Source organism: Pseudomonas sp. FW305-E2 (genome assembly GCF_058782925.1).
In genome coordinates this window covers 189,627-214,313 of record NZ_JBYSYE010000005.1, presented here as the reverse complement: position 1 = coordinate 214,313, position 24,687 = coordinate 189,627, and the positions used below count along the sequence as shown (strand labels likewise).

24 protein-coding genes are annotated in these 24,687 nt (G+C 62.1%); 11 read left to right on the top strand and 13 right to left on the bottom strand.

Going from position 1 to position 24,687, the window contains the following annotated elements; translation table 11 throughout:
* Positions 1–292: 292 nt before the first annotated feature.
* Entirely contained in the window at positions 293–3,040 is a 2,748-nt protein-coding gene (gene polA / locus AC3WLP_RS07495; protein ID WP_088512661.1) for a DNA polymerase I, read from the bottom strand.
* A gap of 75 nt (positions 3,041–3,115) precedes the next feature.
* On the opposite strand from polA, the gene AC3WLP_RS07490 reads away from it, so the two are divergent.
* On the top strand, positions 3,116–3,403 hold the full coding sequence (locus AC3WLP_RS07490) for a DUF2782 domain-containing protein (RefSeq protein ID WP_003252997.1): 288 nt from the start codon (positions 3,116–3,118) through the stop codon (positions 3,401–3,403).
* A 69-nt stretch (positions 3,404–3,472) separates the two neighbouring features.
* Positions 3,473–4,423, top strand: a complete 951-nt coding sequence (locus AC3WLP_RS07485) for a homoserine kinase (RefSeq protein ID WP_003252998.1) — start codon at positions 3,473–3,475, stop codon at positions 4,421–4,423.
* A 111-nt stretch (positions 4,424–4,534) separates the two neighbouring features.
* On the opposite strand, the gene AC3WLP_RS07480 is transcribed toward AC3WLP_RS07485, so the two are convergent.
* Positions 4,535–5,443 carry a zinc ABC transporter substrate-binding protein gene (locus tag AC3WLP_RS07480; RefSeq protein ID WP_047603783.1) on the bottom strand — a complete coding sequence of 303 codons (909 nt, stop codon included), beginning with the start codon at positions 5,441–5,443 and terminating at the stop codon, positions 4,535–4,537.
* Positions 5,444–5,509: 66 nt separating this feature from the next.
* On the opposite strand from AC3WLP_RS07480, the gene zur reads away from it, so the two are divergent.
* From zur to AC3WLP_RS07460, 4 genes are all read left to right on the top strand, one after another.
* Positions 5,510–5,995 (top strand): zinc uptake transcriptional repressor Zur, encoded by a 486-nt coding sequence (zur, locus tag AC3WLP_RS07475; RefSeq protein ID WP_004575253.1) that lies wholly within the window; start codon positions 5,510–5,512, stop codon positions 5,993–5,995.
* Positions 5,992–6,765 (top strand): zinc ABC transporter ATP-binding protein ZnuC, encoded by a 774-nt coding sequence (znuC, locus tag AC3WLP_RS07470; RefSeq protein ID WP_004575254.1) that lies wholly within the window; start codon positions 5,992–5,994, stop codon positions 6,763–6,765. Before zur ends, znuC begins: the two co-directional genes overlap by 4 nt.
* On the top strand, positions 6,758–7,540 hold the full coding sequence (gene znuB, locus AC3WLP_RS07465) for a zinc ABC transporter permease subunit ZnuB (protein ID WP_003253007.1): 783 nt from the start codon (positions 6,758–6,760) through the stop codon (positions 7,538–7,540). Before znuC ends, znuB begins: the two co-directional genes overlap by 8 nt.
* A 126-nt stretch (positions 7,541–7,666) precedes the next feature.
* A complete protein-coding gene (locus AC3WLP_RS07460) occupies positions 7,667–8,374 on the top strand; it encodes a PA5502 family lipoprotein (RefSeq protein WP_088512660.1) in 708 nt (235 codons plus the stop codon).
* Between the two features lie 60 nt (positions 8,375–8,434).
* Here AC3WLP_RS07460 and katE read toward each other — a convergent pair whose 3' ends face one another.
* Positions 8,435–10,570 (bottom strand): catalase HPII, encoded by a 2,136-nt coding sequence (katE, locus tag AC3WLP_RS07455; protein ID WP_088512659.1) that lies wholly within the window; start codon positions 10,568–10,570, stop codon positions 8,435–8,437.
* 227 nt (positions 10,571–10,797) lie between these two features.
* Here katE and AC3WLP_RS07450 point away from each other — a divergent pair, with 227 nt between their 5' ends.
* From AC3WLP_RS07450 to AC3WLP_RS07440, 3 genes are all read left to right on the top strand, one after another.
* Positions 10,798–11,805: a methionine ABC transporter ATP-binding protein gene (locus AC3WLP_RS07450; protein WP_003253013.1), complete on the top strand. Its 1,008-nt coding sequence runs from the start codon at positions 10,798–10,800 to the stop codon at positions 11,803–11,805.
* Positions 11,805–12,476 carry a methionine ABC transporter permease gene (locus AC3WLP_RS07445; protein WP_010951513.1) on the top strand — a complete coding sequence of 224 codons (672 nt, stop codon included), beginning with the start codon at positions 11,805–11,807 and terminating at the stop codon, positions 12,474–12,476. Before AC3WLP_RS07450 ends, AC3WLP_RS07445 begins: the two co-directional genes overlap by 1 nt.
* Positions 12,477–12,540: 64 nt before the next feature.
* Positions 12,541–13,311, top strand: coding sequence for a MetQ/NlpA family ABC transporter substrate-binding protein (locus AC3WLP_RS07440; protein ID WP_003253017.1), 771 nt, complete (start codon positions 12,541–12,543; stop codon positions 13,309–13,311).
* Positions 13,312–13,440: 129 nt separating this feature from the next.
* Here AC3WLP_RS07440 and AC3WLP_RS07435 read toward each other — a convergent pair whose 3' ends face one another.
* The 5 genes from AC3WLP_RS07435 to AC3WLP_RS07415 are packed head-to-tail and all read right to left on the bottom strand — an operon-like array spanning position 13,441 to position 17,324.
* Entirely contained in the window at positions 13,441–14,073 is a 633-nt protein-coding gene (locus AC3WLP_RS07435) for an SCO family protein (RefSeq protein WP_014861528.1), read from the bottom strand.
* A complete protein-coding gene (cyoE, locus tag AC3WLP_RS07430) occupies positions 14,070–14,963 on the bottom strand; it encodes a heme o synthase (RefSeq protein ID WP_088512658.1) in 894 nt (297 codons plus the stop codon). Before cyoE ends, AC3WLP_RS07435 begins: the two co-directional genes overlap by 4 nt.
* A complete protein-coding gene (locus AC3WLP_RS07425) occupies positions 14,948–16,027 on the bottom strand; it encodes a COX15/CtaA family protein (RefSeq protein WP_070095346.1) in 1,080 nt (359 codons plus the stop codon). The genes cyoE and AC3WLP_RS07425 overlap by 16 nt, the downstream gene beginning before the upstream one ends.
* A gap of 9 nt (positions 16,028–16,036) precedes the next feature.
* Positions 16,037–16,618, bottom strand: a complete 582-nt coding sequence (locus AC3WLP_RS07420) for a PA_0111/PP_0108 family redox-active disulfide protein (RefSeq protein WP_017147855.1) — start codon at positions 16,616–16,618, stop codon at positions 16,037–16,039.
* On the bottom strand, positions 16,587–17,324 hold the full coding sequence (locus tag AC3WLP_RS07415; protein WP_088512657.1) for an SURF1 family protein: 738 nt from the start codon (positions 17,322–17,324) through the stop codon (positions 16,587–16,589). Before AC3WLP_RS07415 ends, AC3WLP_RS07420 begins: the two co-directional genes overlap by 32 nt.
* A gap of 51 nt (positions 17,325–17,375) precedes the next feature.
* Here AC3WLP_RS07415 and AC3WLP_RS07410 point away from each other — a divergent pair, with 51 nt between their 5' ends.
* A complete protein-coding gene (locus AC3WLP_RS07410; RefSeq protein ID WP_003253030.1) occupies positions 17,376–17,579 on the top strand; it encodes a twin transmembrane helix small protein in 204 nt (67 codons plus the stop codon).
* A 27-nt stretch (positions 17,580–17,606) separates the two neighbouring features.
* Here the strand turns inward: AC3WLP_RS07410 and AC3WLP_RS07405 are convergent, their stop codons facing one another.
* From AC3WLP_RS07405 to coxB, 4 genes are read right to left on the bottom strand one after another with little or no spacing between them, the layout of a single operon-like run.
* Positions 17,607–18,494 carry a cytochrome c oxidase subunit 3 gene (locus AC3WLP_RS07405; protein WP_011953141.1) on the bottom strand — a complete coding sequence of 296 codons (888 nt, stop codon included), beginning with the start codon at positions 18,492–18,494 and terminating at the stop codon, positions 17,607–17,609.
* Positions 18,495–18,510: 16 nt separating this feature from the next.
* Positions 18,511–19,077, bottom strand: coding sequence for a cytochrome c oxidase assembly protein (locus AC3WLP_RS07400; protein WP_003253035.1), 567 nt, complete (start codon positions 19,075–19,077; stop codon positions 18,511–18,513).
* A gap of 9 nt (positions 19,078–19,086) precedes the next feature.
* Positions 19,087–20,676 (bottom strand): cytochrome c oxidase subunit I, encoded by a 1,590-nt coding sequence (gene ctaD, locus AC3WLP_RS07395; protein WP_003253037.1) that lies wholly within the window; start codon positions 20,674–20,676, stop codon positions 19,087–19,089.
* A 43-nt stretch (positions 20,677–20,719) separates the two neighbouring features.
* Complete coding sequence (gene coxB / locus AC3WLP_RS07390) at positions 20,720–21,847, bottom strand: cytochrome c oxidase subunit II (RefSeq protein WP_017147853.1); 1,128 nt, start codon at positions 21,845–21,847, stop codon at positions 20,720–20,722.
* 369 nt (positions 21,848–22,216) lie between these two features.
* Here coxB and AC3WLP_RS07385 point away from each other — a divergent pair, with 369 nt between their 5' ends.
* Positions 22,217–22,858: a hypothetical protein gene (locus AC3WLP_RS07385; protein WP_003253042.1), complete on the top strand. Its 642-nt coding sequence runs from the start codon at positions 22,217–22,219 to the stop codon at positions 22,856–22,858.
* 147 nt (positions 22,859–23,005) lie between these two features.
* Here the strand turns inward: AC3WLP_RS07385 and AC3WLP_RS07380 are convergent, their stop codons facing one another.
* Complete coding sequence (locus AC3WLP_RS07380; protein ID WP_004575261.1) at positions 23,006–24,538, bottom strand: SulP family inorganic anion transporter; 1,533 nt, start codon at positions 24,536–24,538, stop codon at positions 23,006–23,008.
* Positions 24,539–24,687: the final 149 nt, after the last annotated feature.

The window sequence follows — 24,687 nt, the reverse complement described above, 5'->3', positions numbered from 1 at the left end:
GCAAATTCCAGGCAAAAAAAACCCCGGACTTCGTATGGGGAGGGGGAAGTTCGGGGTCCAAGTCCGGACCGCTAGGGCGGGGTCCAGATATCTGCCAACACTTAACACAACATAGGAGCATCGAAGGGCTTCACCAGCCATTCAGTTACTCTGAGTTCCGCTTCACCGGTTTAGTTCCGAAGCCCACAAAACTATTTGCGATAGTTTCATGAAACGTAAGCACCCACAGCACTGAGCGGTGCTCGGATCCGCGTCACTACGCCGCAGATCCTACACAGTTTTACCTGCTCAATCAGTGAGCTTCGTCCCAATTCGCACCAACGCCTGCTTCGACAAGCAGCGGCACATCCAGCTGCGCGGCCTGGCTCATGTGCTGGCGAATTTCATCTTTCACCTGCTCCACCAGGTCCTCGCGTACTTCAAGCACCAGTTCGTCGTGCACCTGCAGGATCACCCGGGCATCCAGCCCGCTCTCGCTCAACCAGTTATCTACTTTGACCATGGCCCGCTTGATGATGTCGGCAGCAGTACCCTGCATCGGGGCGTTGATCGCCGTGCGCTCGGCGCCCTTGCGCAGGGCAGGGTTCTTGGCATTGATGTCTGGCAAGTACAGCCGGCGGCCAAACAGGGTTTCGACAAAGCCTTGCTCGGCCGCCTGGGCGCGGGTGCGCTCCATATAGGCCAGCACGCCCGGGTAGCGGGCAAAATAACGGTCGATGTAGTCCTGTGACTGCTTGCGGTCGACGCCGATCTGCTTGGCCAGGCCAAAGGCGCTCATGCCGTAAATCAGGCCGAAGTTGATGGCCTTGGCGCTGCGGCGCTGGTCGGTGGTCACGTCTTCCAGAGCCACACCGAACACTTCGGCTGCCGTGGCGCGGTGCACGTCCAGGTCATTGCGGAAGGCATGCAGCAAGCCTTCGTCCTTGGCCAGGTGGGCCATGATGCGCAGCTCGATCTGTGAATAGTCCGCCGCCAGAAGCTTGTAGCCCGGACTGGCGATGAACGCCTGGCGAATACGCCGCCCTTCAGCGGTGCGGATCGGAATGTTCTGCAGGTTCGGGTCGCTCGACGACAACCGGCCGGTGGCCGCCACCGCCTGCTGGTAGGACGTGTGGATGCGCCCGGTGCGCGGGTTGATCTGCCCCGGTAACTTGTCGGTGTAGGTGCTCTTGAGCTTACTCAGGCTGCGGTACTGCATCAGCACCTCTGGCAGCGGGTAGCCTTGTTCGGCCAGTTCGTCGAGCACTGCTTCGGCGGTGGATGGCTGGCCCTTGGCGGTCTTGCTCAGCACCGGCATGCCCAGCTTGTCGTAAAGAATCGTGCCCAGCTGCTTGGGCGAGCCGAGGTTGAACGTCTCACCGGCGAGCTCGTAGGCACGCAGCTCCAGCTCAGCCATCTTCACGCCCAGCTCACCGCTCTGTACCTTCAACAGCTCGGCATCGACCAGCGCACCCTGGCGCTCGATCCTGGCCAGCACCGGCACCAGCGGCATCTCGATATCCATCAGCACCGGTTGCACGCTCGGCGTCTGTGCCAGGCGGGCCTGCAATGCATGGTGCAGGCGCAGGGTGATGTCGGCGTCTTCGGCGGCGTAGGGGCCGGCCTTGTCCAGGGTGATCTGGTTGAAGGTAAGCTGCTTGGCACCCTTGCCGGCGATGTCCTCGAAGGCGATCGTGGTGTGGTCGAGGTACTTCTGCGCCAGGCTGTCCATGTCATGACGGGTGGCGGTGGAGTTCAGCACGTATGACTCGAGCATGGTGTCATAGGCCACACCGCGCATCTCGATAGCGGGGGAGCCATTGGCGAGGATGTTGATGTCGTACTTGGCGTTCTGCCCGACCTTGGCCTTGGCCGGGTCCTCCAGCAAGGGCTTCAGCGCCAACAGCACGGCCTCGCGATCCAGCTGGGCCGGCGCGCCTTCATAATCGTGGGCCAGCGGCACATAGGCCGCTTCATGCGGCTCGACAGCGAAGGACAGGCCGACCAACTGCGCCTGCTGGGCGTCCAGGCCGGTGGTCTCGGTGTCGAAGGCAAACAGCGGTGCCTGGCGCAGCTTCTCCAGCCAGGCGTCGAAACGGGCCTGGTCGAGAATGGTTTCGTATTTGGGCTCGACCTTGGCCGCAGGCTCCACGGCCGGGGCAACATCATCACCAGCCTTGGCCGCATCGCGCTGCACTTCGGCGACCCAGCTCTTGAACTCCATCTCGGTATACAACGCCAGCAACGCCTCGCGGTCAGGTTCACCGCACACCAGCGCCTCGACCTCCACATCCAGCGGCACGTCAACCTTGATGGTTGCCAGCTCGTAGGACAGGAAAGCCGCGTCGCGGTGCTCCTCCAGTTTGGCCGGCAAGGTCTTGGCGCCGCGAATGGCCAGCGTTGGCACCTTGTCCAGGTTGGCGTAAAGGTCGCTGAGACCGCCGCCGATGCCGGTCAGCAGCCCCACTGCCGTTTTTTCGCCCACGCCCGGCACACCCGGGATGTTGTCGACCTTGTCACCCATCAGGGCCAAGAAGTCGATGATGTGTTCCGGGCCGACGCCGAACTTCTCGTGCACGCCAGCCACGTCCAGCACGCTTCCGGTCATGGTGTTGACCAAGGTAATGTGCCCGTCCACCAGCTGCGCCATGTCCTTGTCACCGGTCGAGATGATCACCGGGCGACCCAGGGCGGCGCTGCTGCGCGCCAAGGTGCCGATCACGTCGTCAGCCTCGACACCCTCCACGCACAGCAGCGGGTAGCCCAACGCCTTGACGCTGGCGTGCAGCGGCTCGATCTGTACCCGCAGGTCATCCGGCATGCTGGGGCGGTTAGCCTTGTACTCGGCGAACATGGCATCGCGGAAAGTGCCGCCCTTGGCGTCGAACACCACGGCAAACAGGCTGTCGGGATATTGCTTGCGCAGGCTCTTGAGCATGTTCAGCACACCCTTCACCGCACCGGTCGGCATGCCCTTGGACGTGGTCAGCGGTGGCAGCGCGTGGAAGGCGCGATAAAGGTAGGAGGAACCGTCCACCAGGACGAGGGGCGCTTGGCTCATGAGCAGAATCAACCTTTTCGACGGGTCCGGCGCTAGAATAGCCAGAATCATTGACGACAAAGGGACTAGGTTATCATGCGCACACTCAATCGCCTGTTACTGCTCGGCCTGTTGGCAACCACGCCTGTCGTCACCCTGGCGGCGGACGACGCCCCCTCGGCCGATCCCGAGGTGACCATTCGCACGGAAGGCGATAAAACCATCCAGGAATACCGGCAAAACGGCTTCCTGTATGCGATCAAGATCACGCCGAAAAACGGCAAGCCTTACTTCCTGGTACGCGCTGATGGCACTGATGCCAATTTCATTCGATCCGACCAGCCGGACATGCTGATTCCGTCCTGGAAGATCTTCGAGTGGTAAGCTGACGCGCACCGTTCACATCAACCCGGCACTTCCCGGCGGAAGTGCCCGTATGGGCAATTTTTCATCATGTCAGTCTTCACCCCCGTGACCCGGCCTGAGCTGGAAACCTTTCTGGCGCCGTACGAGCTGGGCCGTCTGCTCGACTTCCAGGGCATTGCCGCCGGTACCGAGAACAGCAATTTCTTCGTCAGCCTCGAACAGGGGGAGTTCGTCCTGACGCTGATCGAGCGTGGGCCCAGCGAGGACATGCCGTTCTTCATCGAGCTGCTCGATACCCTGCACGGTGCCGACATGCCGGTGCCCTATGCCATTCGTGATCGCGACGGCAACGGCCTGCGCGAGCTGTGCGGCAAGCCGGCATTGCTGCAGCCCAGGCTGTCGGGCAAACACATCAAGGCACCCAACAACCAGCACTGCGCCCAGGTCGGCGAGCTACTGGCACACATTCACCTGGCCACCCGAGAGCACATCATCGAGCGCCGCACCGACCGCGGCCTGGACTGGATGCTGGCCTCGGGTGCCGAGCTACTGCCACGCCTGACTGCGGAGCAAGCCGCATTGCTGCAGCCGGCGCTGGACGAAATCAGCGCACATAAGGCGCAGATCCTGGCCTTGCCGCGGGCCAACCTGCATGCCGACCTGTTCCGCGACAACGTGATGTTCGAAGGCACCCATTTGACCGGTGTGATCGACTTCTACAATGCCTGCTCCGGGCCGATGCTGTATGACATCGCCATCACCGTGAACGACTGGTGCCTGGATGAGCAGGGTGCGGTGGATGTACCACGCGCCCAGGCGCTGCTGGCAGCCTATGCGGCGCTACGGCCGTTCACTGCAGCCGAAGCCGAGCTGTGGCCGGAAATGTTGAGGGTAGGCTGCGTGCGTTTCTGGCTGTCGCGCCTGATTGCCGCCGAATCGTTTGCCGGGATGGATGTGATGATCCACGATCCGAGCGAGTTTGAAGTACGTCTGGCGCAGCGCCAGCAGGTGGCTTTGCACCTGCCGTTCGCGCTGTAGACCGCGTCTGCTTCTTCGCGGGTGAACCCGCTCCCACAGGGATAGCGACAGCCTTGAGGCCTGCGCAGTACCTGTGGGCACGGATTCACCCGCGAAGGGGCCGGTACAGGCTTACAACTGTTCCAGGCAGCCTGTCAGGTCACCGCCCAGCTTCTCCAGCAAGCGTTCATACCCTTTGCCATCCACCGGATCGGTGCCACCCAAGGCATCCAGCTCGGCCAGGCGCACCGGCAACCCGGCAGTCAGCGTCTCGGCCAATCGCGGCCGCAGTGGCGGCTCGCTGAACACGCAGGTCTTGCCCACTTCCTGAAGACGCTTGCGCATGGCCGCCACATGTTGCGCCCCAGGCTGCACCTCGGATGCCACGCTGAACACGCCCGCGTGCTTCAAGCCATATTCAGCTTCAAAATAGTCGAAGGCTTCGTGGAAGACGAAGTACGGCTTGCCGGCAATACCGGCCACGCGCGCCTTGATACGCCCATCCAACGCATCCAGGCGTTCATCGAAGGCCTTCAGGTTGCTCTGATAGCGAGCCGCATTGGCCGGGTCGACCTGGGCCAGGTCAGCTGCCATTTTTGCCGCGATTACTCGCGCATTGACCGACGATAGCCACAAATGCGCATCCAGGCTGCCTGGGCGGTGATCGTGGTCATGATCGTCATGGTCTGCTTCCTCATGGGAATGGCTGTCCTCGCCAAAGTGGCGCAGCTTCATGCCCGGCAGCGACTGCACAGCCACTGTGGCCTTGCTACGGCTTCCCAGCACACGCGGAAGGAAATTCTCCATGTCAGGGCCGATCCAGTAAAGCAGGTCGGCATCGCCTACCCGCCGCACGTCCGAGGGGCGCAGCGCATAGTGGTGGGGTGAAGCGCCGGGCGGCAGCAGCACGTCAGGGCTGCCAACACCCTCCTGCACGGCAGCGGCAATCTGCTGCAGGGGCTTGATACTGGTGAGCACACGCACGTCGGCCTGCGCGGATAATGCGATGAAAGCGACAAACAGAGCCAGGAATCGGGACACGGTGGATACTCGAATCTTCAGAAACAGGTAACATAATAACGTCTCTGTCCAGAACCGTCGCTGCCCATGTCCATCACACCGCTGGCCAACCGTCCTCACGACCACTCCCATTGCGTACACAGCGCACTGGCTGAAGCCGACGCCTTGTGCACCCGCCAGGGCCTGCGCCTGACAGCCCTGCGCCGCCGTGTGCTGGAGCTGGTGTGGCAGAGCCACAAGCCACTGGGCGCCTACGACATCCTCGCTGTGCTCAGTGAGCAGGACGGCCGCCGCGCCGCGCCGCCCACGGTGTACCGTGCGCTGGACTTCCTGCTGGAAAACGGCCTGGTACATCGCATCGCATCGCTCAACGCCTTCATCGGCTGCAGCCACCCCGAGCACGTGCACCAAGGCCAGTTCCTGATCTGTCGGGCCTGCCATGTGGCCATCGAGCTCGAGCAGAGCAGCATCAGCGAGGCCATCATCAACAGCGCCAAAGGCGTGAGTTTCACGGTCGAGACCCAGACCGTGGAAGTGGTCGGCCTGTGCGGTAACTGCCGGAGCGCGGCATGAGCGACGCCCTGATTCGCCTGGAGCAGGTCGGCGTCACCTTTGGCGGTGAGGCGGTGCTCGACAGCATCGACCTGTCGGTCGCCCCAGGCCAGATCGTCACCCTGATTGGCCCTAACGGGGCGGGCAAGACGACCCTGGTGCGCGCCGTACTTGGCCTGCTCAAGCCACATCGCGGCAAGGTATGGCGCAAACCCAAGCTGCGCATTGGCTACATGCCGCAGAAAATTCAGGTTGATGCCACGCTGCCGCTGTCGGTGCTGCGCTTCTTGCGCCTGGTGCCCGGCGTAGACCGCGCGGCAGCCTTGTCGGCGCTGCAGGAAGTGGGCGCCGAGCACGTCATCGACAGCCCGATCCAGACTATTTCCGGCGGCGAAATGCAACGCGTGCTGCTGGCCCGCGCCTTGCTGCGCGAACCCCAGTTGCTGGTGCTCGACGAACCGGTACAAGGTGTGGACGTGGTCGGCCAGACCGAGCTTTACAACCTCATCACCCGCCTGCGCGACCGCCACGGCTGCGGCGTACTGATGGTGTCCCACGACCTGCACCTGGTCATGAGCGCTACCGACCAGGTGGTGTGCCTGAACCGCCACGTGTGCTGCTCGGGTCACCCTGAGCAAGTCAGCGGTGATCCGGCGTTCGTCGAGCTGTTCGGCAAGACCGCACCGAGCCTGGCCATCTACCACCACCATCACGACCACAGCCACGACCTGCATGGCTCGGTGGTCGCCCCTGGCACCCATGTTCACGGAGAGCACTGCAAGCATGGCTGATTTTCTTCTCTACGCCTTGCTTGCCGGCTTGTCCCTGGCACTGGTTGCAGGCCCACTGGGCTCCTTCGTGGTATGGCGGCGCATGGCCTATTTTGGCGACACCCTGTCTCACGCCGCGCTGCTCGGTGTGGCCCTGGGCTTTGCCCTGGATGTCAGCCCGGCGCTGGCGGTAACCGTGGGCTGCCTGTTGCTGGCGATCCTGCTGGTGACATTGCAGCAACGCCAGCCGCTGGCCTCCGACACCCTCCTGGGTATCCTGGCCCCCAGCACCTTGTCGCTGGGCTTGGTGGTGCTGAGCTTCATGCACGATGTGCGCATCGACCTGATGGCTTACCTGTTCGGCGATCTGCTGGCCATTAGCACCACCGACCTGGCCTGGATCCTCGGTGGCAGTGCGCTGGTCCTGCTGCTGCTCGCTGCGCTGTGGCGGCCGCTGCTGGCGGTTACCGTGCACGAAGAACTGGCCATGGTTGAAGGCCTGCCCGTGGCCGGCTTGCGCATGGCGCTGATGCTGCTGATCGCGGTGGTGATTGCGGTTGCCATGAAAATCGTTGGCGTGTTGCTGATTACCTCACTGCTGATCATTCCTGCCGCTGCGGCACAGCGTCACGCCCGCTCACCAGAGCAGATGGCCTTGGGTGCCAGCCTGCTGGGTGTCACCGCAGTGTGCGGCGGCCTGGCCATGTCCTGGTTCAAGGACACCCCCGCCGGGCCCTCGATCGTGGTCTGCGCCGCGGTGCTATTCTTGCTGAGCCTGGCTCTGCCAAAACGCTGAAAAGCAAGGCGTGTGCAGGCACGCCTTGCAACCTTCGGCCCGTAAAGGGTCTGTAAGGCCTATTTTCGAGCGTGCGCACCTGGGTGTAGACTTGCTCGCTTTTTGCGCAAATAGAGAGTCGCAGGAATGAAGCCGTTCGCCTCCCGTTATCTGCTTGTTGCCGCGTTTTCCCTGATCCTGGCTGCCTGTTCCAATGCGCCGGTCGAACAGGCCACCGCACCTGCTCAAGCAGATGCCTGGCAGCAGTTGCAACAGAACATCGCCAGCAATGAGCTGGCTACCGCCGAAGACCAGCTTGCTGCACTGCAGGCCCAGTCGCCGGATGATGCACGCCTGGAGCAATACCAGCGCCAACTGGCCGAAGCTTACCTGCAACGTAGCCAGATCGTTCTGCAGAAGGGCGATGTAAACGCGGCAGCTACCGCGCTGGCTCGTGCCCGGGCACTGATGCCGCAGGCGCCAGCGGTGACCGGCGGGGATGCCGTGACCCAGGCCCGCAAGGCCGAACTGGAAAAGGCTGAAGCTGCGCTGAAAGCCGCCGAAGCCAAGCCCAAGGCACGCATCATCGACCCGACAGCGCCCAGTACCGTGGTGGCCTTGAAGACCACTGACAGCCGCGCGCTGCGCCGCCAACTGGACGACATTGCCGCCGATGTGGTGAGTTACCAGTGCGAAGTGGTATTCCAGGTACCGCGCACCGAGGATGCACCTTGGCTGAAGACCTTGCTGGAAAAGCGCGTGCGCAAGATTGACAGTGGGTTCGAGCTGAAGCAGAAGCATGAGATTCAGCGCTCGCTGTCGGCACAGGTGGTGCTGGTCCCGCATCAGCAGTAAACGCTTCGCGGGTAAACCCGCTCCTACATCAGGAGCGGGTTTACCCGCAAAAAGGCCTTATCAGGCAGGCACAGCTTCAGCTGCCGCCTCCCGCTCCCACACCCGGTGGCCTTCAACCGCTTTGACAAAGGCATCCACTGCCTTCTGCTCATCCCCGAGCAACAGCCCCTTGTCCTCCTTGAGCCCCAACGCTTTCGCCAATTCCTTGGTCAGCACCAGCGCCTTCAGGTGCTTGTAGCCCTCCAGCACGAAGTGCTTGGCCAATCCGCTAGCCGCCAGCGCATCCGTAGAGGCCTTGCCCGCAGGCACGACAATCCCGTCGAACATGATCGAAGGCATCCCCTCCATCGACGCCGCTACCGGCAGTTGTTTGCCATCCGCCGCCTTCACCGGCGCCGAGGTCGGCCCCAGCAGCATTGGCCGGGCACTGTGCGCTTCCAGGGCCTTGACCAGTTTGTCCACGCTGGCAGCGTCCACGCCATCTGCCACCAGCACAGCAATCTTGCGCCCCTTGATACCCACCGAACCTGGGTGGTTCATCTGGCTCAACGCAGGCGATTGCGTCAGCTGGCTACCCTTCACCTTCACCGTACCCGCTTTCGGCGCAGGAAGGCCCAGGTTGGCCGCAACTGCCGCTGCCAGCTTCAGGTCGATGTTGGCGAGAATTTCATTCACTTCCCGGGCGCGGATATGTTCACGCTCCACTTTGCCCAACTCGAAGCTGTAAGCCTTGATGATGTGCTGTTGCTCGGTCGGGCTCATGCTCTGGAAGAACAGCCGAGCCTGCGAGAAGTGATCGCCGAACGACTCACTGCGCTGGCGAATCTTGTGCGCATCGATACGCTCCTGATAGCTCTCGAAGCCGCCGTCCTGCGCCGCAGGCGGGGTTTCCTTCGGCCAGCCGCCATCAATCGAGTTGGGCTCGTAGGAAGCCCGGCCCTTGTGCACGACGTGCTGGTGCAGGGCATCACGCTGGTTGTTGTGGTTCGGCGCTACCGGCCGGTTGATCGGGATCTGGTGGAAGTTCGGCCCACCCAGGCGGCTGATCTGGGTATCGGTGTACGAGAACAGCCGGCCCTGCAGCAGCGGGTCGTTGGTAAAGTCGATACCTGGCACGATATGGCCTGGGCAGAACGCCACCTGTTCGACCTCGGCAAAGAAATTGTCCGGGTTGCGGTTGAGCACCATCTTGCCCAGCGGCGTGACGGGTACCAGTTCCTCCGGGATGATCTTGGTCGGGTCCAACAGGTCGAAGTCGAATTTGTGTTCGTCAGCCTCAGGCACAATCTGCACGCCCAGTTCCCATTCCGGGTAGTCACCGGTTTCGATGGCTTCCCATAGGTCACGGCGCTGGAAGTCGGTGTCCTTGCCCGCCAGCTTCTGGGCTTCGTCCCACAGCAGGGAATGCACGCCCTGGCGTGGTTTCCAATGAAACTTTACGAAGCTGGCCACGCCCTCGGCATTGATCAGGCGGAAGGTATGCACGCCAAAGCCTTCCATCATTCGAAGGCTGCGCGGGATGGCGCGGTCAGACATGGCCCACATGACCATATGGGCCGACTCCGGCACCAGCGAGACGAAATCCCAAAAGGTGTCGTGAGCCGAACCGCCGGTCGGTATCTCGTTGTGTGGCTCTGGCTTCACCGCGTGGACAAAATCGGGGAACTTGATGGCATCCTGGATGAAAAACACCGGCATATTGTTGCCGACCAAGTCGAAATTGCCTTCATCTGTATAGAACTTGACGGCAAAGCCCCGTACATCTCGAACCGTGTCGCCAGAACCGCGTGGGCCCTGAACCGTCGAAAAGCGGACAAAAACCGGAGTGATCTTTTCCGGATCTTGCAGGAAGCCGGCCTTGGTCAGCTCGGCGTGGTTGCCATAGCTCTGGAAAAACCCGTGTGCCCCGGTACCGCGTGCGTGCACGATGCGTTCGGGGATACGCTCATGGTCGAAGTGGGTGATTTTCTCGCGCATGATGAAGTCTTCAAGCAGCGAAGGCCCGCGATCACCCGCCTTGAGGGAGTTCTGGTTGTCAGCAATGCGCACGCCTTGGTTGGTTCGCAGCGCATGCCCGGTCGCATCGCTACGGTCGGCCTCCAGGCTCTGCAGCTTGGCATTGGTGTTGGCCCTGTCAGGGGTCTGGGTACCGGCGGCCTCGCTGTGCTTGGGCGCATCCGTTTTCTTGCTGGGCATGATCGGCTCTCCTCATCAGTCTTAAGGCGTGCCCGTTCAGGGCTTGTCCAAGTAGTGACTGGAGGGCGTTGCCGAGCGTTCAATCAGGATTACCGGTTGTCGCGATATGCCCGATGGATTGGTGCATGACGAAATAAATGCTAAGAACAGCTATAGGAAAAGGCTAAAATGCGCGACCCCAGCTAACCGCTGACCCAAATTTCAATGCGCCCCACAAGGTTCGCTACGTGATCGAGTTCCAACAGGTACATAAAACCTACCGCGTTGCCGGTAGGGAAATCCCCGCACTGAATCCGACCAGCCTGACCATCGAAGATGGCCAGGTGTTCGGCCTGATCGGCCATTCCGGCGCTGGCAAAAGCACCATGCTGCGCCTGATCAACCGCCTGGAGGAGCCCTCCGGCGGCACGATCATCGTCGACGGCGAAGACGTCACCGCGTTCAACGCCAGCCAGTTGCGCGGCTTCCGCCAGCAGGTCGGGATGATTTTCCAGCACTTCAACCTGCTGGCCTCCAAGACCGTCGCCGACAACGTCGCCCTGCCATTGGCCCTGGCCGGTGAGCTTTCGCGCAGCGAAATCGACAAGCGCGTCACCGAGCTACTGGCTCGCGTTGGCCTGTCGGACCACGCCAAAAAGTACCCGGCGCAGCTGTCCGGCGGCCAGAAGCAGCGCGTCGGCATCGCCCGCGCCCTGTCCACCAACCCAAAGATTCTGCTATGCGACGAGGCCACCAGTGCCCTCGACCCGCAAACCACGGCCTCGGTCCTGCAACTGCTGGCCGAGATCAACCGTGAACTGAAACTGACCATCGTGCTGATTACCCACGAGATGGACGTGATCCGCCGTGTCTGCGACCGCGTGGCCGTGATGGACGCCGGTCAGATCGTCGAGCAAGGCTCGGTGGCCGAGGTGTTTCTGCACCCGCAGCACCCCACCACCAAGCGCTTCGTCCAGGAAGACGAGCAGGTCGACGAAGGCGAGCAGCGCGACGACTTTGCCCACGTGCCAGGCCGCATCGTACGCCTGACCTTCCAGGGCGACGCCACCTACGCGCCGCTGCTGGGTACCGTGGCCCGCGAAACCGGTGTGGACTACAGCATCCTCGCCGGGCGTATCGACCGCATCAAGGATGTCCCCTATGGCCAGCTCACTCTCGCCCTGATCGGCGGAGACATGGAAGCGGCGTTCGCCCGCTTCAAGGCAGCTGACGTACATATGGAGGTACTGCGTTGATGGACGCCCTGAATTTCTTTGCCAACGTCGACTGGGCCGAAATCTGGCTGGCCACCGTCGATACCATGATCATGCTGTTCGGCTCGCTGTTCTTCACCGTGCTACTGGGCCTGCCACTGGGCGTGCTGCTGTTCCTCTGCGGGCCAAAGCAGATGTTCGAACAGAAAGGTGTCTACGCACTGCTGTCGCTGGTGGTCAACATCCTGCGCTCGCTGCCATTCATCATTTTGCTGATCGTGATGATCCCGTTCACCGTACTGATCACCGGTACCTCGTTGGGCGTTGCAGGCGCCATCCCGCCGCTGGTGGTGGGTGCCACGCCGTTCTTTGCGCGCCTGGTTGAAACCGCCTTGCGTGAAGTGGACCGCGGCATCATCGAAGCCACCCAGTCGATGGGCGCCACCACTCGCCAGATCATCACCAGTGCGCTGCTGCCGGAAGCCCGTCCGGGCATCTTCGCGGCCATAACGGTAACCGCCATCACCCTGGTTTCTTACACTGCCATGGCCGGTGTGGTGGGTGCCGGTGGCCTTGGTGACCTGGCTATCCGCTTCGGTTACCAGCGTTTCCAGACCGATGTGATGGTAGTGACCGTGGTACTGCTGCTGGTACTGGTTCAAGTCCTGCAGAGCGTGGGCGACAAACTGGTCGTGCATTTTTCCCGTAAGTAACCCCAATGGGGTCGGCCTGGCCGACCCGTTCGGGGGCCGTCGCGGCCCTCACAAGGAGTGATCAATGAAGAAGCTGCTTGCTGTCGCTGCCGCTGTCGCGGCCTTCTCGGCCCAGGCCGATACCCTTACCGTCGCCGCCACCCCGGTGCCGCACGCCGAGATCCTCAACTTCGTCAAACCACAACTGGCCAAAGAAGGCGTAGAGCTGAAGGTCAAGGAATTCACCGACTACATCCAGCCGAACGTGCAGGTGGCCGAAAAGCGCCTGGACGCCAACTTCTTCCAGCACCAGCCTTACCTGGATGAGTTCAACAAGGCCAAGGGTACCCAGCTGGTGAGCGTGGCAGGCGTGCACATCGAGCCACTGGGCGTGTATTCGTCCAAGATCAAGAAGCTGGACGAGCTGTCCTCCGGCGCCACCGTGGTCATCCCCAACGACGCCACCAACGGCGGCCGCGCCTTGCTGCTGCTGGACAAGGCTGGCGTAATCAAGCTCAAGGACAACAAGAACATCCTGTCGACCGTGAAGGATGTTGCCGAAAACCCGAAAAACGTGAAGTTCCGCGAGCTGGAAGCCGCCACCATCCCGCGCGTGCTGACCCAGGTAGATGCTGCCCTGATCAACACCAACTACGCGCTGGAAGCCAAGCTGAACCCGGAAAAAGACGCGCTGGCCATCGAGGGCAGCGACTCGCCTTACGTGAACATCCTGGTTGCCCGCCCGGACAACAAGGACTCGGACGACATGAAGAAACTGGCGGCTGCACTGCACTCGCCTGAGGTGAAGCAGTTCATCATCGAGAAGTACAAAGGCGCTGTGGTTCCAGCGTTCTGATTCAACATCCCCGGGGCCGCTTTGCGGCCCTTTCGCGACGCAAGGCCGCTCCCACAAAGTAAGGCGTACGCCGATCCATGTGGGAGAGGCCTAGTGTCGCGAAAGGCCTGCGCAGCAGGCCCAGCACTCTCAATCCCGCTTGACCAGCCCCGGCAACTGCGCCCCCAGCTTCTGGTTGTTGAACGGCGCCCGAATGAACCCACGCTGTCGCCCATCCGGCCCGACAATCGCCAGGTTACCGCTGTGATCCACGGTATACCCCGGCTTGCTGGTATCCGCCGGAATGAACGGAATGCTCAAGGCATTGGCCAGCTTCTGGGTATCCTCGATCGACCCCGCCACGCCGACAAATTCCTTGTCGAAATAGCCCAGATACTGCTTCAGCTGGTTCGGCGTGTCGCGGTTAGGGTCCACGCTCACCAACACCACCTGCAGCCGGTCGACGGCATCCTTGGGCAGCTCGCTCTTCACCTGGCGCAGCTGGGCCAGGGTGGTCGGGCAGATGTCCGGGCAGTAGGTGTAGCCAAAGAACAGCAGCGACCATTTGCCCTTGAGGTCATCCATCTGCACCGGCTGGCCGTCCTGATTGGTCATGGTGACATCAGCCACGGCGCGGCTCTGCGGCAGCAGAATGATGCCCGCATCAATCAGCTCGGCAGGGTTGGGCTGGTCACGACCATTTAGCACCTTGTTGACGGTCAGGCCCAGGATCAACGCGACCAGGGCAACGAGGATGAAGACGGTTTTCTGGGTTCGGGTCATAGGCTCGGCAACAGGTAGTGGTCAAGGAGCAACGCGATGAACAGCGCGAACAGGTAGCCGATAGAGTACTTGAAGGTGCCGATCGCCGCGTGCGGCCGGCTGCTACGGTACAACACCCAGGCCCAATGCAGGAAGCGCAGGCCCAAGCCCAGGGCACAGGCCAGGTACAGCGGGCCACTCATGTGGATGGCATACGGGAGCAGGCTCACCGCCAGCAGGATCAGGGTGTACAGCAGGATATGCAGTTTGGTGTAGCGCTCGCCGTGGGTCACCGGCAACATCGGGATATCGGCCTTGGCGTATTCCTCCTTGCGGTGGATGGCCAGCGCCCAGAAATGCGGCGGGGTCCAGGCGAAAATGATCAGCACAAGCAGCAAGGGTTCGGCGCTGACATGGCCGCTTACCGCCACCCAGCCGAGCAACGGCGGAGCGGCACCGGCCAGGCCACCGATGACGATGTTCTGTGGCGTGGCGCGCTTGAGAAAGCCGGTGTAGAGCACCGCATAACCGAGTAATGAGGCCAGGGTCAGCCAGACGGTGAGGGCGTTGGTGAACACCAGCAGCAGGACCATGCCCAGCAGCGCCAGGGCCAAAGCGAACAACAGCGCCGGCAGGGGCTCGACTCGGCCTTGGGCCAAAGGCCGTTTGTGGGTGCGTGCCATCAGCGCATCGATGCGCCGATCCACCACATGATTGACCACCGCTGCGCCACCCGCGCACAGGCCGATGCCCAGGTTGCCGAACAACAGCACGCTCCAGCTGACGCCCGCCCGGGTGGCCAGGAACATGCCCGCCAGCGAAGTGATCAGCATCAGCACCACCACCTTGGGCTTGGTCAGCTCAAGGTAATCGCGCCAGCGGGCCCGTCGTACGCTTAGAAGCGTCGCCACGAGTCGTTCCTCATGTGATGGGAAATGCCCACCCCGACCACCGGCCGCAGACGCCAACCATGGCCGACACCCATACGAACCTTGTCGACCACTCGAATGCGGTAGTTCACCAGCACCATGCTCAGCAGCAGCATCGCCCCGCCGGCATTGTGCGCAACAGCCACCGCCAGCGGCAGGTGGAACACCACGTTGCTGATGCCCAGGCCCACTTGCAGGGCCAGCGCCAGCAGCACCAGCCGCGCCAGGCCGGGGAGGCCACAGCGGTGCAGCTTCCAGCTGAGCATCAACAGCACGCAGGTCACCAGCAACGCGCCCAGCCTGTGGCTGATGTGGATGGCCGTGCGCGCATCACTGTCCAACTGCCCGCCAAGGTAATTGGGGCCGACGTGCTGGGTCAGGTGGAAGCCGTTGCTGAAATCCGCCGCTGGCCACCACTGGCCATGGCAGGTCGGCAGGTCGATGCAGGCCACGGCTGCGTAGTTGGCGCTGACCCAACCGCCCAGGGCAATCTGGCCGATTACCACCAGCAGCGCCAGTGCAGCGATCCGGCGCAGGCTCAGCGGCAGTTTCGGCAAGGGCGCAAAAGCCCGGGACAGACGCAGAGACAACAGGAACAGCAAGCTCAACGTGGTAAAGCCACCCAGCAAGTGCGCCGTGACCACCTGCGGCCACAGCTTCAGGGTGACCGTCCACATTCCGAAGGCTGCCTGGGCCAACACCACACCCAGTAGCAGCATCGGCAGGCGATAAGGCTGCCCATCGCGTGCATGCCGGCGCATTGCCTGGAACGCGAGCAGGGCGATCACCACGGCCAGGCTACCGGCAAAGTAGCGGTGGACCATCTCGGCCCAGCCCTTGGCAGCTTCCACCGGGTGCTCCGGAAAGTGCAGCTCGGCATGGGCCAACTGCGCGTCAGTCTTGGGCACGCTGATAAAGCCATAGCACCCGGGCCAGTCGGGGCAACCGAGGCCGGCGTGGGTCAGGCGGGTATAGGCACCAAGCAGGACGACCAGCAGTGCCAGCAGGGTGGCGAACACAGCAAGGCGAAATCCAGGTCTGGCCATGGCAGGCTCCTAGCCGATGTTGGACAGCTTGAGCAGGTGGCGCAGGTCATCCAGCACATGCTTGCCGTTGACCTTGCCGTCGTAGCGCAGCACCAGGTTGCCGTGCGGGTCGACGATCCACAGCTGCGGGCCGGGCTCGACAACCTTCTGTTGATAACGTTGCGCATCCAGCGGGTAGCGCTGCAACTGCGGGTACTCGCGGCCAAGCAGTGCCTGATAGTCGGCACTCAGCGGCTGGGCGGCGGCCAGCGCATGGCTGGCGCGGCTGGCATCACGCCCCAGCCCGACCTGAATCTGCCGAGCCAGGTACACCAGGCGCTGACAGTCTTCGGTGCAGGCCTGGGGCGCGCTGACCAGCAACTGCCAGCGCTCGTCCTGGCCCGCCACGCCGAGATCGGCACGGCTTTCCCCATTGCCAATCATGGCGCCATGGTAGCTGCGGCCTTCCGGCACCCAGAATTTGAGCTTGTACATGCTGGTGGCCAGAACCATCGGCCCAAGCACCACCAGCAGGATCAGCAACAGCTGCAAACGCCCACGGGCTCTGGGTTTGCTACGTTCAGGCGCGTCCAGTGGAGTGGCGGTGGCCATGGCGTTTCTCCTTGTTTTGGTGCCAGCCGAAGTAGAGGTAGAGCAGAACCAGAGCGGTAGCCAGGGCAAACCACTGCACGGCATAGCCGACGTGTTTTTCGGGGCTCATGGCGACAACCGGCCAGTCCAGGCGATAGCTCGCAGGGCCCGGCTCCAGGCGCAATTCCTGGGCAAAGCCTTCGCGATCAAGCTGTTGCCATAGCTGCGCGACATCGATAGCGGTCAACAGATGCGGCCATTGCCCGCCGATGGGGTCCGGGTGCAGCTGGAAGGTGCTACCGGGCGCGACATACACAGAGGCATCCAGCGCCAAGGCCTGGGCAGGGGTTTCGAAGTGCACCGGCACCCGGCGGTCCAGCCATGGCAGCCAGCCACGATTGATCAGCAACCACAGGCCGCTGGCTTGGTCGTGGAAGGGCTGCAGCAGCTCGACACCGGCTTTGCCGTCGCGCATGCGGTTGTCCAGCAGCACGCTGTGCTCGGCGTCGAAGCGGCCATACAGGTGCACACGGCGGAAGGCGTTGTCTTCTTTCGAGAGGAGCTGGGCGGTGGCGATCGGCGCTTCAATCCGCCTTTCCGCATAGGTGGCCAGCAGCACGCGCTTTTCCTCGGCACGGCCGAGTTGCCAGCAACCAAGCGCAATCAACCCTGGCAGCAGTGCAAGCACCACCAGCGTCGGTACCCAGCCTGGGCGAAACGGCCTCACGGGCGCCTCGCTATACTTATCCACATCACCGCATCCCCCCGGAGTAACGCCATGCTCAAGGCCGCGATTGTCCTGATGCTGTTGGCCACGATTGCCAGTCTGTTCAGTGGCCTGGTGTTTCTGGTCAAGGATGATGAAAACTCGACCCGCCTGCTCAAGGCCCTGACCGTACGGGTCACCCTGGCAGCCTTGACCATAGGCCTGGTCGCCTGGGGCTTGATCAGCGGTCAACTGGTCTCCCACGCCCCTTTCTGAAGCGCTCCCCCCTACAGGGTTTCGTATTCACAACACATAGACAAAGATGAACAACCCCACCCACACCACATCGACGAAGTGCCAGTACCAACTGGCTGCCTCGAAGCCGAAGTGTTTTTCCGGGTTGAAATGCCCGCGCAGAATACGCACGAACATCACAATCAGAATGATCGTGCCCAATGTCACGTGGGCACCGTGAAACCCGGTAAGCATGAAGAACGTCGCACCGTAGATCCCTGAGCCCAATGTCAGCCCCAGTTTGGTATAGGCCTCGTGGTACTCGAAGGCCTGCAGCGCGATAAAGCTGATGCCCAGAACAATGGTCAGTGCCATCCAGAATTTCAGCGGCCCGCGGTGGTCACGGCGCAAGGCGTGGTGGGCAATGGTGATTGTCACACTGGAACTGACCAGCAGGATGGTGTTGATCAGCGGCAGATGCCACGGGTCGATCACTTCCTTGGGCGGCGGGAACAGCTTGGGATCGGGGGTGTGCAGCAGCGGCCAGGTGAATTCGAACGTCGGCCACAGCATGTGCGTAACACCTTTGGCCCCTTCGCCTCCCAGCCACGGCCCCGCCAGTACGCGGACATAGAACAGCGCACCGAAGAAGGCCAGGAAGAACATCACTTCGGAGAAGATGAACCAGCTCATGCCCCAGCGGAACGAGCGGTCCAGCTGCGGGCTGTACAACCCGGCGTGGCTCTCCTTGACCACTGCCCCAAACCAGCCGAACAGCATGTAGGCCAGAAACAACGCCCCCACGAAGAAAATCAGCGGCCCGTGCGAATCTGGGTGGCCCGCCTTCATATCGTTGAACCAGGTGCCCAGGCCGAATACCGTGATGAACATGCCGATGGTGGCGATGATCGGCCATTTGCTCTGCGCCGGAACGTAGTAGTGCTCATGACTTGCCATTGCTGTTCTCCTTCCCTTAACGGGCGCCCTGGACGTCCTGCGCCGCAACGTGCGCGACCGGCGGGTGGCGAGCGGTGATGTCGAACAAGGTGTAGGCCAGTGTCAGGTGCTTCACGCTGGCCGGCAGGTCGCGGTCGACGATGAAGCGCACCGGCATCTCGATGCGTTCGCCGGGCTGCAGCACCTGCTGGGTAAAGCAGAAGCACTCGGTCTTGTGGAAGTAGGCCGCGGCCTCGGCCGGGGTAATGCTGGGTATTGCCTGCGCACTCATCGGCCGGTCGGTCGGGTTGTGGGCAATGAAGATCATCTGGTTCACCGCCCCCGGGTTGACCTCCAGCTGGTCGGCAGTGGAGTAGAAGTCCCAGACCATGTCGCTGGCATTGGTCGACATGAACTGCACCCGCACAGCACGCGTCGGGTCACTGACCTGGCTACCTTCGTATTGGCCGCCGGTCTTGCCGTTGATACCGAACGCTTTGCACATGACGTCGTAGATCGGCACCAGCGCGAAGCCGAAGGCGAACATCACCACCGTCAGCATCAACAGGCGCGTTACCAGGCGTTTCACCGACAGGCCGTTCATGGCGGGTTCCTATTTCACTTCCGGGGGTGTCTGGAAGGTGTGGTAGGGCGCAGGCGAGGGTATCGACCACTCAAGACCCTCGGCGCCATCCCAGGGTTTGGCCGGTGCCGGCGCGCCACCGCGGATGCACTTGATGACAATGAACAGGAAGAAGATCTGCGTGGCGCCGAACATGAACGCGCCGATCGACGACACCATGTTGAAATCGGCGAACTGCAGGTTGTAGTCGGGGATGCGCCGTGGCATGCCGGCCAAGCCTACGAAGTGCATGGGGAAGAAGGCCATGTTCATGCCGATGAACGACAGCCAGAAGTGCAGTTTGCCGAGGGTTTCGTCATACATGTGGCCGGTCCATTTCGGCAGCCAGTAGTAGGCCGAGGCAAAGATGCCGAAAATTGCACCAGGCACCAGTACGTAATGGAAATGCGCCACTACGAAGTAAGTGTCGTGGTACTGGAAGTCCGCCGGGGCAATCGCCAGCATCAGCCCGGAAAAGCCACCAATGGTGAACAGGATGACAAAGGCGATGGCGAACAGCATCGGCGTTTCGAAGGTGAGCGAGCCTTCCCACATGGTGCTGACCCAGTTGAATACCTTCACCCCGGTGGGCACGGCAATCAGCATGGTGGCGTACATGAAGAACAACTCGCCGACCACCGGGATGCCGACCACGAACATATGGTGGGCCCAGACGATGAATGACAGGAAGGCAATGGCGCCGGTGGCATACACCATCGAGGTATAACCGAACAGCGGCTTGCGCGAGAACGCCGGGATGATCGAGCTGACCGCACCAAAGGCGGGCAGGATCATGATGTACACCTCAGGGTGACCGAAGAACCAGAACACATGCTGGAACAGCACCGGGTCACCACCACCTGCTGCACTGAAAAAGCTGGTACCGAAGTGGATATCCATCAGCATCATGGTTACCACGCCGGCCAGTACTGGCATCACCGCAATCAGCAGGAACGCGGTAATCAGCCAGGTCCAGACGAACAGCGGCATTTTCATCAGCGTCATGCCGGGGGCACGCAGGTTGAGGATGGTGGCAATCACGTTGATCGCCCCCATGATCGAGCTGATACCCATCAGGTGGATGGCGAAGATGAAGAAGGTGACGCTGGCTGGCGCATAGGTGGTGGAAAGCGGCGCGTAGAACGTCCAGCCAAAGTTCGGCCCTCCGCCCGGGCTGAACAGCGTCGATACCAGCAGCAGGAAGGCCGCCGGCAGCAGCCAGAAGCTGAAATTGTTCATCCGTGGCAGGGCCATGTCCGGCGCGCCGATCATCAGCGGAATCATCCAGTTGGCCAGACCGACGAAGGCCGGCATCACCGCGCCAAACACCATGATCAGGCCATGCATGGTGGTCATCTGGTTGAAGAACGCCGGCTCCACGATCTGCAAACCCGGCTGGAACAGCTCAGCGCGGATCACCATGGCAAACGAGCCACCGAGCAGGAACATGATGAAACTGAACCACAGGTACATCGTGCCGATGTCTTTATGGTTGGTGGTCAGCACCCAGCGCATCAGGCCCTTGGCCGGGCCGTGCGCATGGTCGTGGCCGTGGGCGTGGTCGTCGATCACTGCACTCATGTCCTGTCTCCTGCAATCCATTGATTGCCGCGAGTAACCCGGTTCACTTGGCTTCTGCCTGCTTCAGCGCCAGCACGTCCTTCGGCGTCACCATGTCGCCTTTGTTGTTGCCCCAGGCATTGCGCTCGTAGGTGACTACAGCAGCGATGTCGACTTCCGACAGCTGCTTGCCGAAAGCGGCCATGGCCGTGCCGGGCTTGCCATGGAAGACAATGCTCAGGTGGTCTTCCTTCGGTCCGGTGGCAATCTTCGAGCCTTTGAGCGCCGGGAACATTGGCGGCAGGCCCTGGCCTTCGGCCTGGTGACAGGCCACGCAGGTGGTGTGGTAGACCTTGTCGCCTCGCGCCACCAGCTCTTCCAGGGTCCATTCCTTGCTGGTCAGCTCCTTGAGCTTGGCGGCTTCAGCCTTGCGCTCGCCCAGCCAGGTGTCGTAATCGGCCTTGGACTTGACCTCGACCACCACCGGCATGAAGCCGTGGTCCTTGCCGCACAGCTCGGTGCACTGGCCGCGGTAGATGCCTGGCTTTTCGATACGGGTCCAGGCTTCGTTGACAAAGCCTGGGATGGCGTCGCGCTTGACCGCGAAGGCCGGCACCCACCAGGAGTGGATCACATCGGCAGCAGTGACCAGGAAGCGCACTTTCGCGCCCACCGGCAGCACCAGCGGCTGGTCGACTTCCAGCAGGTAATGCTCATCCTTGGGCGCCTTGTTGTGGATCTGGTCGGTGGGGGTGGCCAGGTTGCTGAAGAACTCCACGTCCTGGCCCAGGTACTTGTAGTGCCATTTCCACTGGTACCCCGTGACCTGGATGTCGATGTCCGAATCGCCGGCATCGTAGATGTCGATCAGCGTCTTGGTGGCCGGGATGGCCATGGCCACCAGGATCAGGAAGGGAACTACCGTCCAGAGGATTTCCACCCAGGTGTGCTCGTGGAAATGCGCAGCCTGCTGGCCGGTGGAGCGGCGGTGGATGACCATTGACCAGAACATCGCGCCAAACACCACGATGCCAATGATCACGCAGATCCAGAAGATGGTCATGTGCAGGTCGAAGACGGCGTTGGAGACTTCCGTCGCCCCTGGGTGCATGTTCACGGTCCAGGCGGCGTTTGCCTGGCCAAAAACCGACCACAACAGGAGGCCCATCCAGACATGTGGATGTCGCATCATTGCGGGTTCCCCTTCTAATTCTTGTTGTCCCGGAGGCGTGGCCTGCGGCAAGAGGGAACGGCGGTCAAGACTGCATGGCTTCGACGACCGAGCCCCTGCTAAAAGCAGTCGGGCCTCATCAACGAATCACGTTCACCGGGAGTATAGACAGCGACCAATGGCACGCAATGAAGCCTGTGAAATGAACTTCACGAAATGGCCAGATAGCCCGAAAACCGCGCGCTTGAGAGGTCATGGCGAAACAATGGCATCTGGTTATGCCAGACATGGCACACGTTTGCGCGGCTTATAACAAATACGTCTTAGGTATTCTGTATACCGAGCTAATTTAGTGTCTTCCGTTTGAAACGTAATGTCCCTGGAGTTGTCATGAACATCGCTGCTGTACGCGAGCAGGTAAGCCAAGCCCATCAACATGAAGGCCAGACCGGCCAATTGAAACAGCGTCTCGAGCTGCAACTGCCCCACCTGCACCCCTCGATCCAACTGCCTGAGCAGGACGCCCAGGGTACTTTGGCGCGCTTCGTCAGCGCCTACATCGATCAGGTTCCGGAACTGCTGGAGGCCGCCCACGAGGTCGCCCGCGAAGCCGGGATCGAATCGCAGATCAAACCTGTACTGAAAATTGCCGAAGCCTACTTCCTGCAGCCGCCCAGCGTGATGCAAGGGCATGTAGGCCTGGACTGCCTGCTGGATGAAGCGTACCTGGCGCACCGCCTGGTGGAAGAGGTGAATGACTTGTACATTCGCCACTTCCAGCAGCCGTTGATCCCGGTCGACACCACGGTCGCCAACCTGATTGCCCACCAGTTGATTGGCGAAAGCTTTGCCAACCAGCTGGATGAAGTGGTGCACCACTCGGTCGACGAAATGCTCAATGACGAGAGCTTTGCGGTTGAATCGGTGGAGGCTTATCGAGAGAAGCTGAGCAGCCCGGCAACTGGCGAGGCGTGGAAGCGCTGGCCGTGCCTTTCGCGCCAACTGGGTGTCGAGCTGGGTCAGCCGGCCTGATAGACCTGTAACGGCCTAGGTGCATCGGTGGTTCGGCGCAGGCCGTCGTAGGAGCGGGTTCACCCGCGAAAGGGCCAGCCCTGCTGGCCAATCTCCACCCGCCGATCACCGTTGCCGCCGCTACCGTATTCGCGGGTAATCCCGCTCCTACGCCCCAACCCCCGCTGTAGTCCGCAACCGGCCCTCGATCCGACGCTTCAGGCGCCGCTGCTCTATCAGCAACCGTGACCCATTGGCAGAATTGCTGCGGCTCCAGTCCTCCAGCAACTCAAGGCACGAGTGGTCGATATAGCTCAAGTTCCCCAGCGGCACATGCAGCGTGGTGCCCGCCGGTACGGTATCCAGCACCTGGGTCAGCGCCGGCACCTTCAGGAAGGTCGCCGCGCCACTGAGGCGCAGTTCCATGTGCCCATCCTTGGCCAGGCTCACCAGGTTGATCTTCAGCCGCGCCGCCTTGAACGCCAGCTTCAGCAAGGTCAGGGCAAAGCCCAGCAGCACACCGGTCAGCAGGTCGGTAAAGATGATCGCCAGCGCAGTCGCCGCGTAGGTGAACATCGGCATGCGCCCATAACGGCCCAGCCCGCGAAACGCCTTGAAGTCGACCAGTTTGACCCCGGTAAACACCAACACCCCCGCCAAGCTCGCCACCGGGATCTGCTGCAGCACGCTGCTCAGCGCCACCACGAAGGCCAGCAACCACAAGCCATGGAAGATTGCCGAGGCCCGGGTTTGCGCCCCGGCCTGGACGTTGGCCGAGCTGCGCACGATTACCCCGGTCATTGGCAGGGCACCCAGCACCCCGCACAGCATGTTGCCGATGCCCTGAGCCGACAGTTCGCGGTCGAAGTCCGAACGCTGGCCGCTGTGCATGCGGTCCACTGCTGCGGCCGACAGCAAGGTTTCGGCGCTGGCAATGAACGCCAGGGCAAAAGCGGCGACCAACAGAGCAGGGTCGGCCAGCTGCATCAGGTCCGCCGGACGAAGCCAGTCGATGGCCTCGGACAGGTCGGCCGGTACCTGTACGCGGTTCACCGGCAAGGCCAGCCACAGGCTGATAGCGGTCATGCTGGCCACGCCGAGTAATGCACCCGGCACGAAACGCAGCCGCTGCGGCCGCAAGCGCTCCCAGCCCCACATGATGGCGATGGTCCCCAGGCCCAGCGCACCGGCCATCCAGCCGGCGCCGGTGCTCTCCTGTGGCAGGGCTGCCGACAACGTTGCCGGGAACGCCAGCAGGTTCTGCAGGCCCGACGGTTGCGGCGCGGTGTCGAACATCACATGCACCTGCGAAAGCACGATCAACACGCCAATCCCGGCGAGCATGCCGTAAACCACCGCCGGCGCAGTCACGCGGAACCAGCAGCCCAGACGCAAGCGACCGGCCAGCAACTGCAACAGGCCGGCCAGCAACAGGATTGGCCCGAGCATGGCCATGCCGTGCTGGCGTACCAGCTCGAACACCAGTACCGCCAGACCGGCAGCGGGGCCGCTGACCTGTAGCGGCGACCCAGCAAGGAAACCGACGACAATGCCGCCGATAATCCCAGTAATCAGGCCTTTTGCCGGCGGCATGCCAGAAGCGATCGCAATGCCCATGCACAACGGCAGGGCCACCAGGAAGACCACCACCGACGCCAGCAACTCACGCGGCAGGGCCGCTTTCAACTGTGTAATGTTCACCGTGTTTCTCCTTTCACTAGTCGCACGGCCATTCCCCTGGCCGTGGGCACGTTTGCCCCTGACAAGCGCGCAGGCGCGGGCCGCCAGCGAGCACGCCGGCAGGGCAGTCAGGGAATTCAAGGCAGCCGAATGCCGTGCCACACCCCTGC

What these genes read in the sequence shown, in the direction of transcription:
- znuC (WP_004575254.1), top strand. Translation starts at nt 5,992, where the DNA reads ATGAGCGACGCCCTGATTCGCCTGGAGCAGGTCGGCGTCACCTTTGGC.
- coxB (WP_017147853.1), bottom strand. Translation starts at nt 21,847, where the DNA reads ATGATGCGACATCCACATGTCTGGATGGGCCTCCTGTTGTGGTCGGTT.
- AC3WLP_RS07400 (WP_003253035.1), bottom strand. Translation starts at nt 19,077, where the DNA reads ATGAACGGCCTGTCGGTGAAACGCCTGGTAACGCGCCTGTTGATGCTG.
- AC3WLP_RS07405 (WP_011953141.1), bottom strand. Translation starts at nt 18,494, where the DNA reads ATGGCAAGTCATGAGCACTACTACGTTCCGGCGCAGAGCAAATGGCCG.
- AC3WLP_RS07420 (WP_017147855.1), bottom strand. Translation starts at nt 16,618, where the DNA reads ATGGCCACCGCCACTCCACTGGACGCGCCTGAACGTAGCAAACCCAGA.
- AC3WLP_RS07440 (WP_003253017.1), top strand. Translation starts at nt 12,541, where the DNA reads ATGAAGAAGCTGCTTGCTGTCGCTGCCGCTGTCGCGGCCTTCTCGGCC.
- AC3WLP_RS07490 (WP_003252997.1), top strand. Translation starts at nt 3,116, where the DNA reads ATGCGCACACTCAATCGCCTGTTACTGCTCGGCCTGTTGGCAACCACG.
- polA (WP_088512661.1), bottom strand. Translation starts at nt 3,040, where the DNA reads ATGAGCCAAGCGCCCCTCGTCCTGGTGGACGGTTCCTCCTACCTTTAT.
- zur (WP_004575253.1), top strand. Translation starts at nt 5,510, where the DNA reads ATGTCCATCACACCGCTGGCCAACCGTCCTCACGACCACTCCCATTGC.
- katE (WP_088512659.1), bottom strand. Translation starts at nt 10,570, where the DNA reads ATGCCCAGCAAGAAAACGGATGCGCCCAAGCACAGCGAGGCCGCCGGT.
- AC3WLP_RS07460 (WP_088512660.1), top strand. Translation starts at nt 7,667, where the DNA reads ATGAAGCCGTTCGCCTCCCGTTATCTGCTTGTTGCCGCGTTTTCCCTG.
- AC3WLP_RS07425 (WP_070095346.1), bottom strand. Translation starts at nt 16,027, where the DNA reads ATGGCCAGACCTGGATTTCGCCTTGCTGTGTTCGCCACCCTGCTGGCA.
- AC3WLP_RS07410 (WP_003253030.1), top strand. Translation starts at nt 17,376, where the DNA reads ATGCTCAAGGCCGCGATTGTCCTGATGCTGTTGGCCACGATTGCCAGT.
- znuB (WP_003253007.1), top strand. Translation starts at nt 6,758, where the DNA reads ATGGCTGATTTTCTTCTCTACGCCTTGCTTGCCGGCTTGTCCCTGGCA.
- AC3WLP_RS07385 (WP_003253042.1), top strand. Translation starts at nt 22,217, where the DNA reads ATGAACATCGCTGCTGTACGCGAGCAGGTAAGCCAAGCCCATCAACAT.
- AC3WLP_RS07435 (WP_014861528.1), bottom strand. Translation starts at nt 14,073, where the DNA reads ATGACCCGAACCCAGAAAACCGTCTTCATCCTCGTTGCCCTGGTCGCG.
- ctaD (WP_003253037.1), bottom strand. Translation starts at nt 20,676, where the DNA reads ATGAGTGCAGTGATCGACGACCACGCCCACGGCCACGACCATGCGCAC.
- AC3WLP_RS07445 (WP_010951513.1), top strand. Translation starts at nt 11,805, where the DNA reads ATGGACGCCCTGAATTTCTTTGCCAACGTCGACTGGGCCGAAATCTGG.
- AC3WLP_RS07485 (WP_003252998.1), top strand. Translation starts at nt 3,473, where the DNA reads ATGTCAGTCTTCACCCCCGTGACCCGGCCTGAGCTGGAAACCTTTCTG.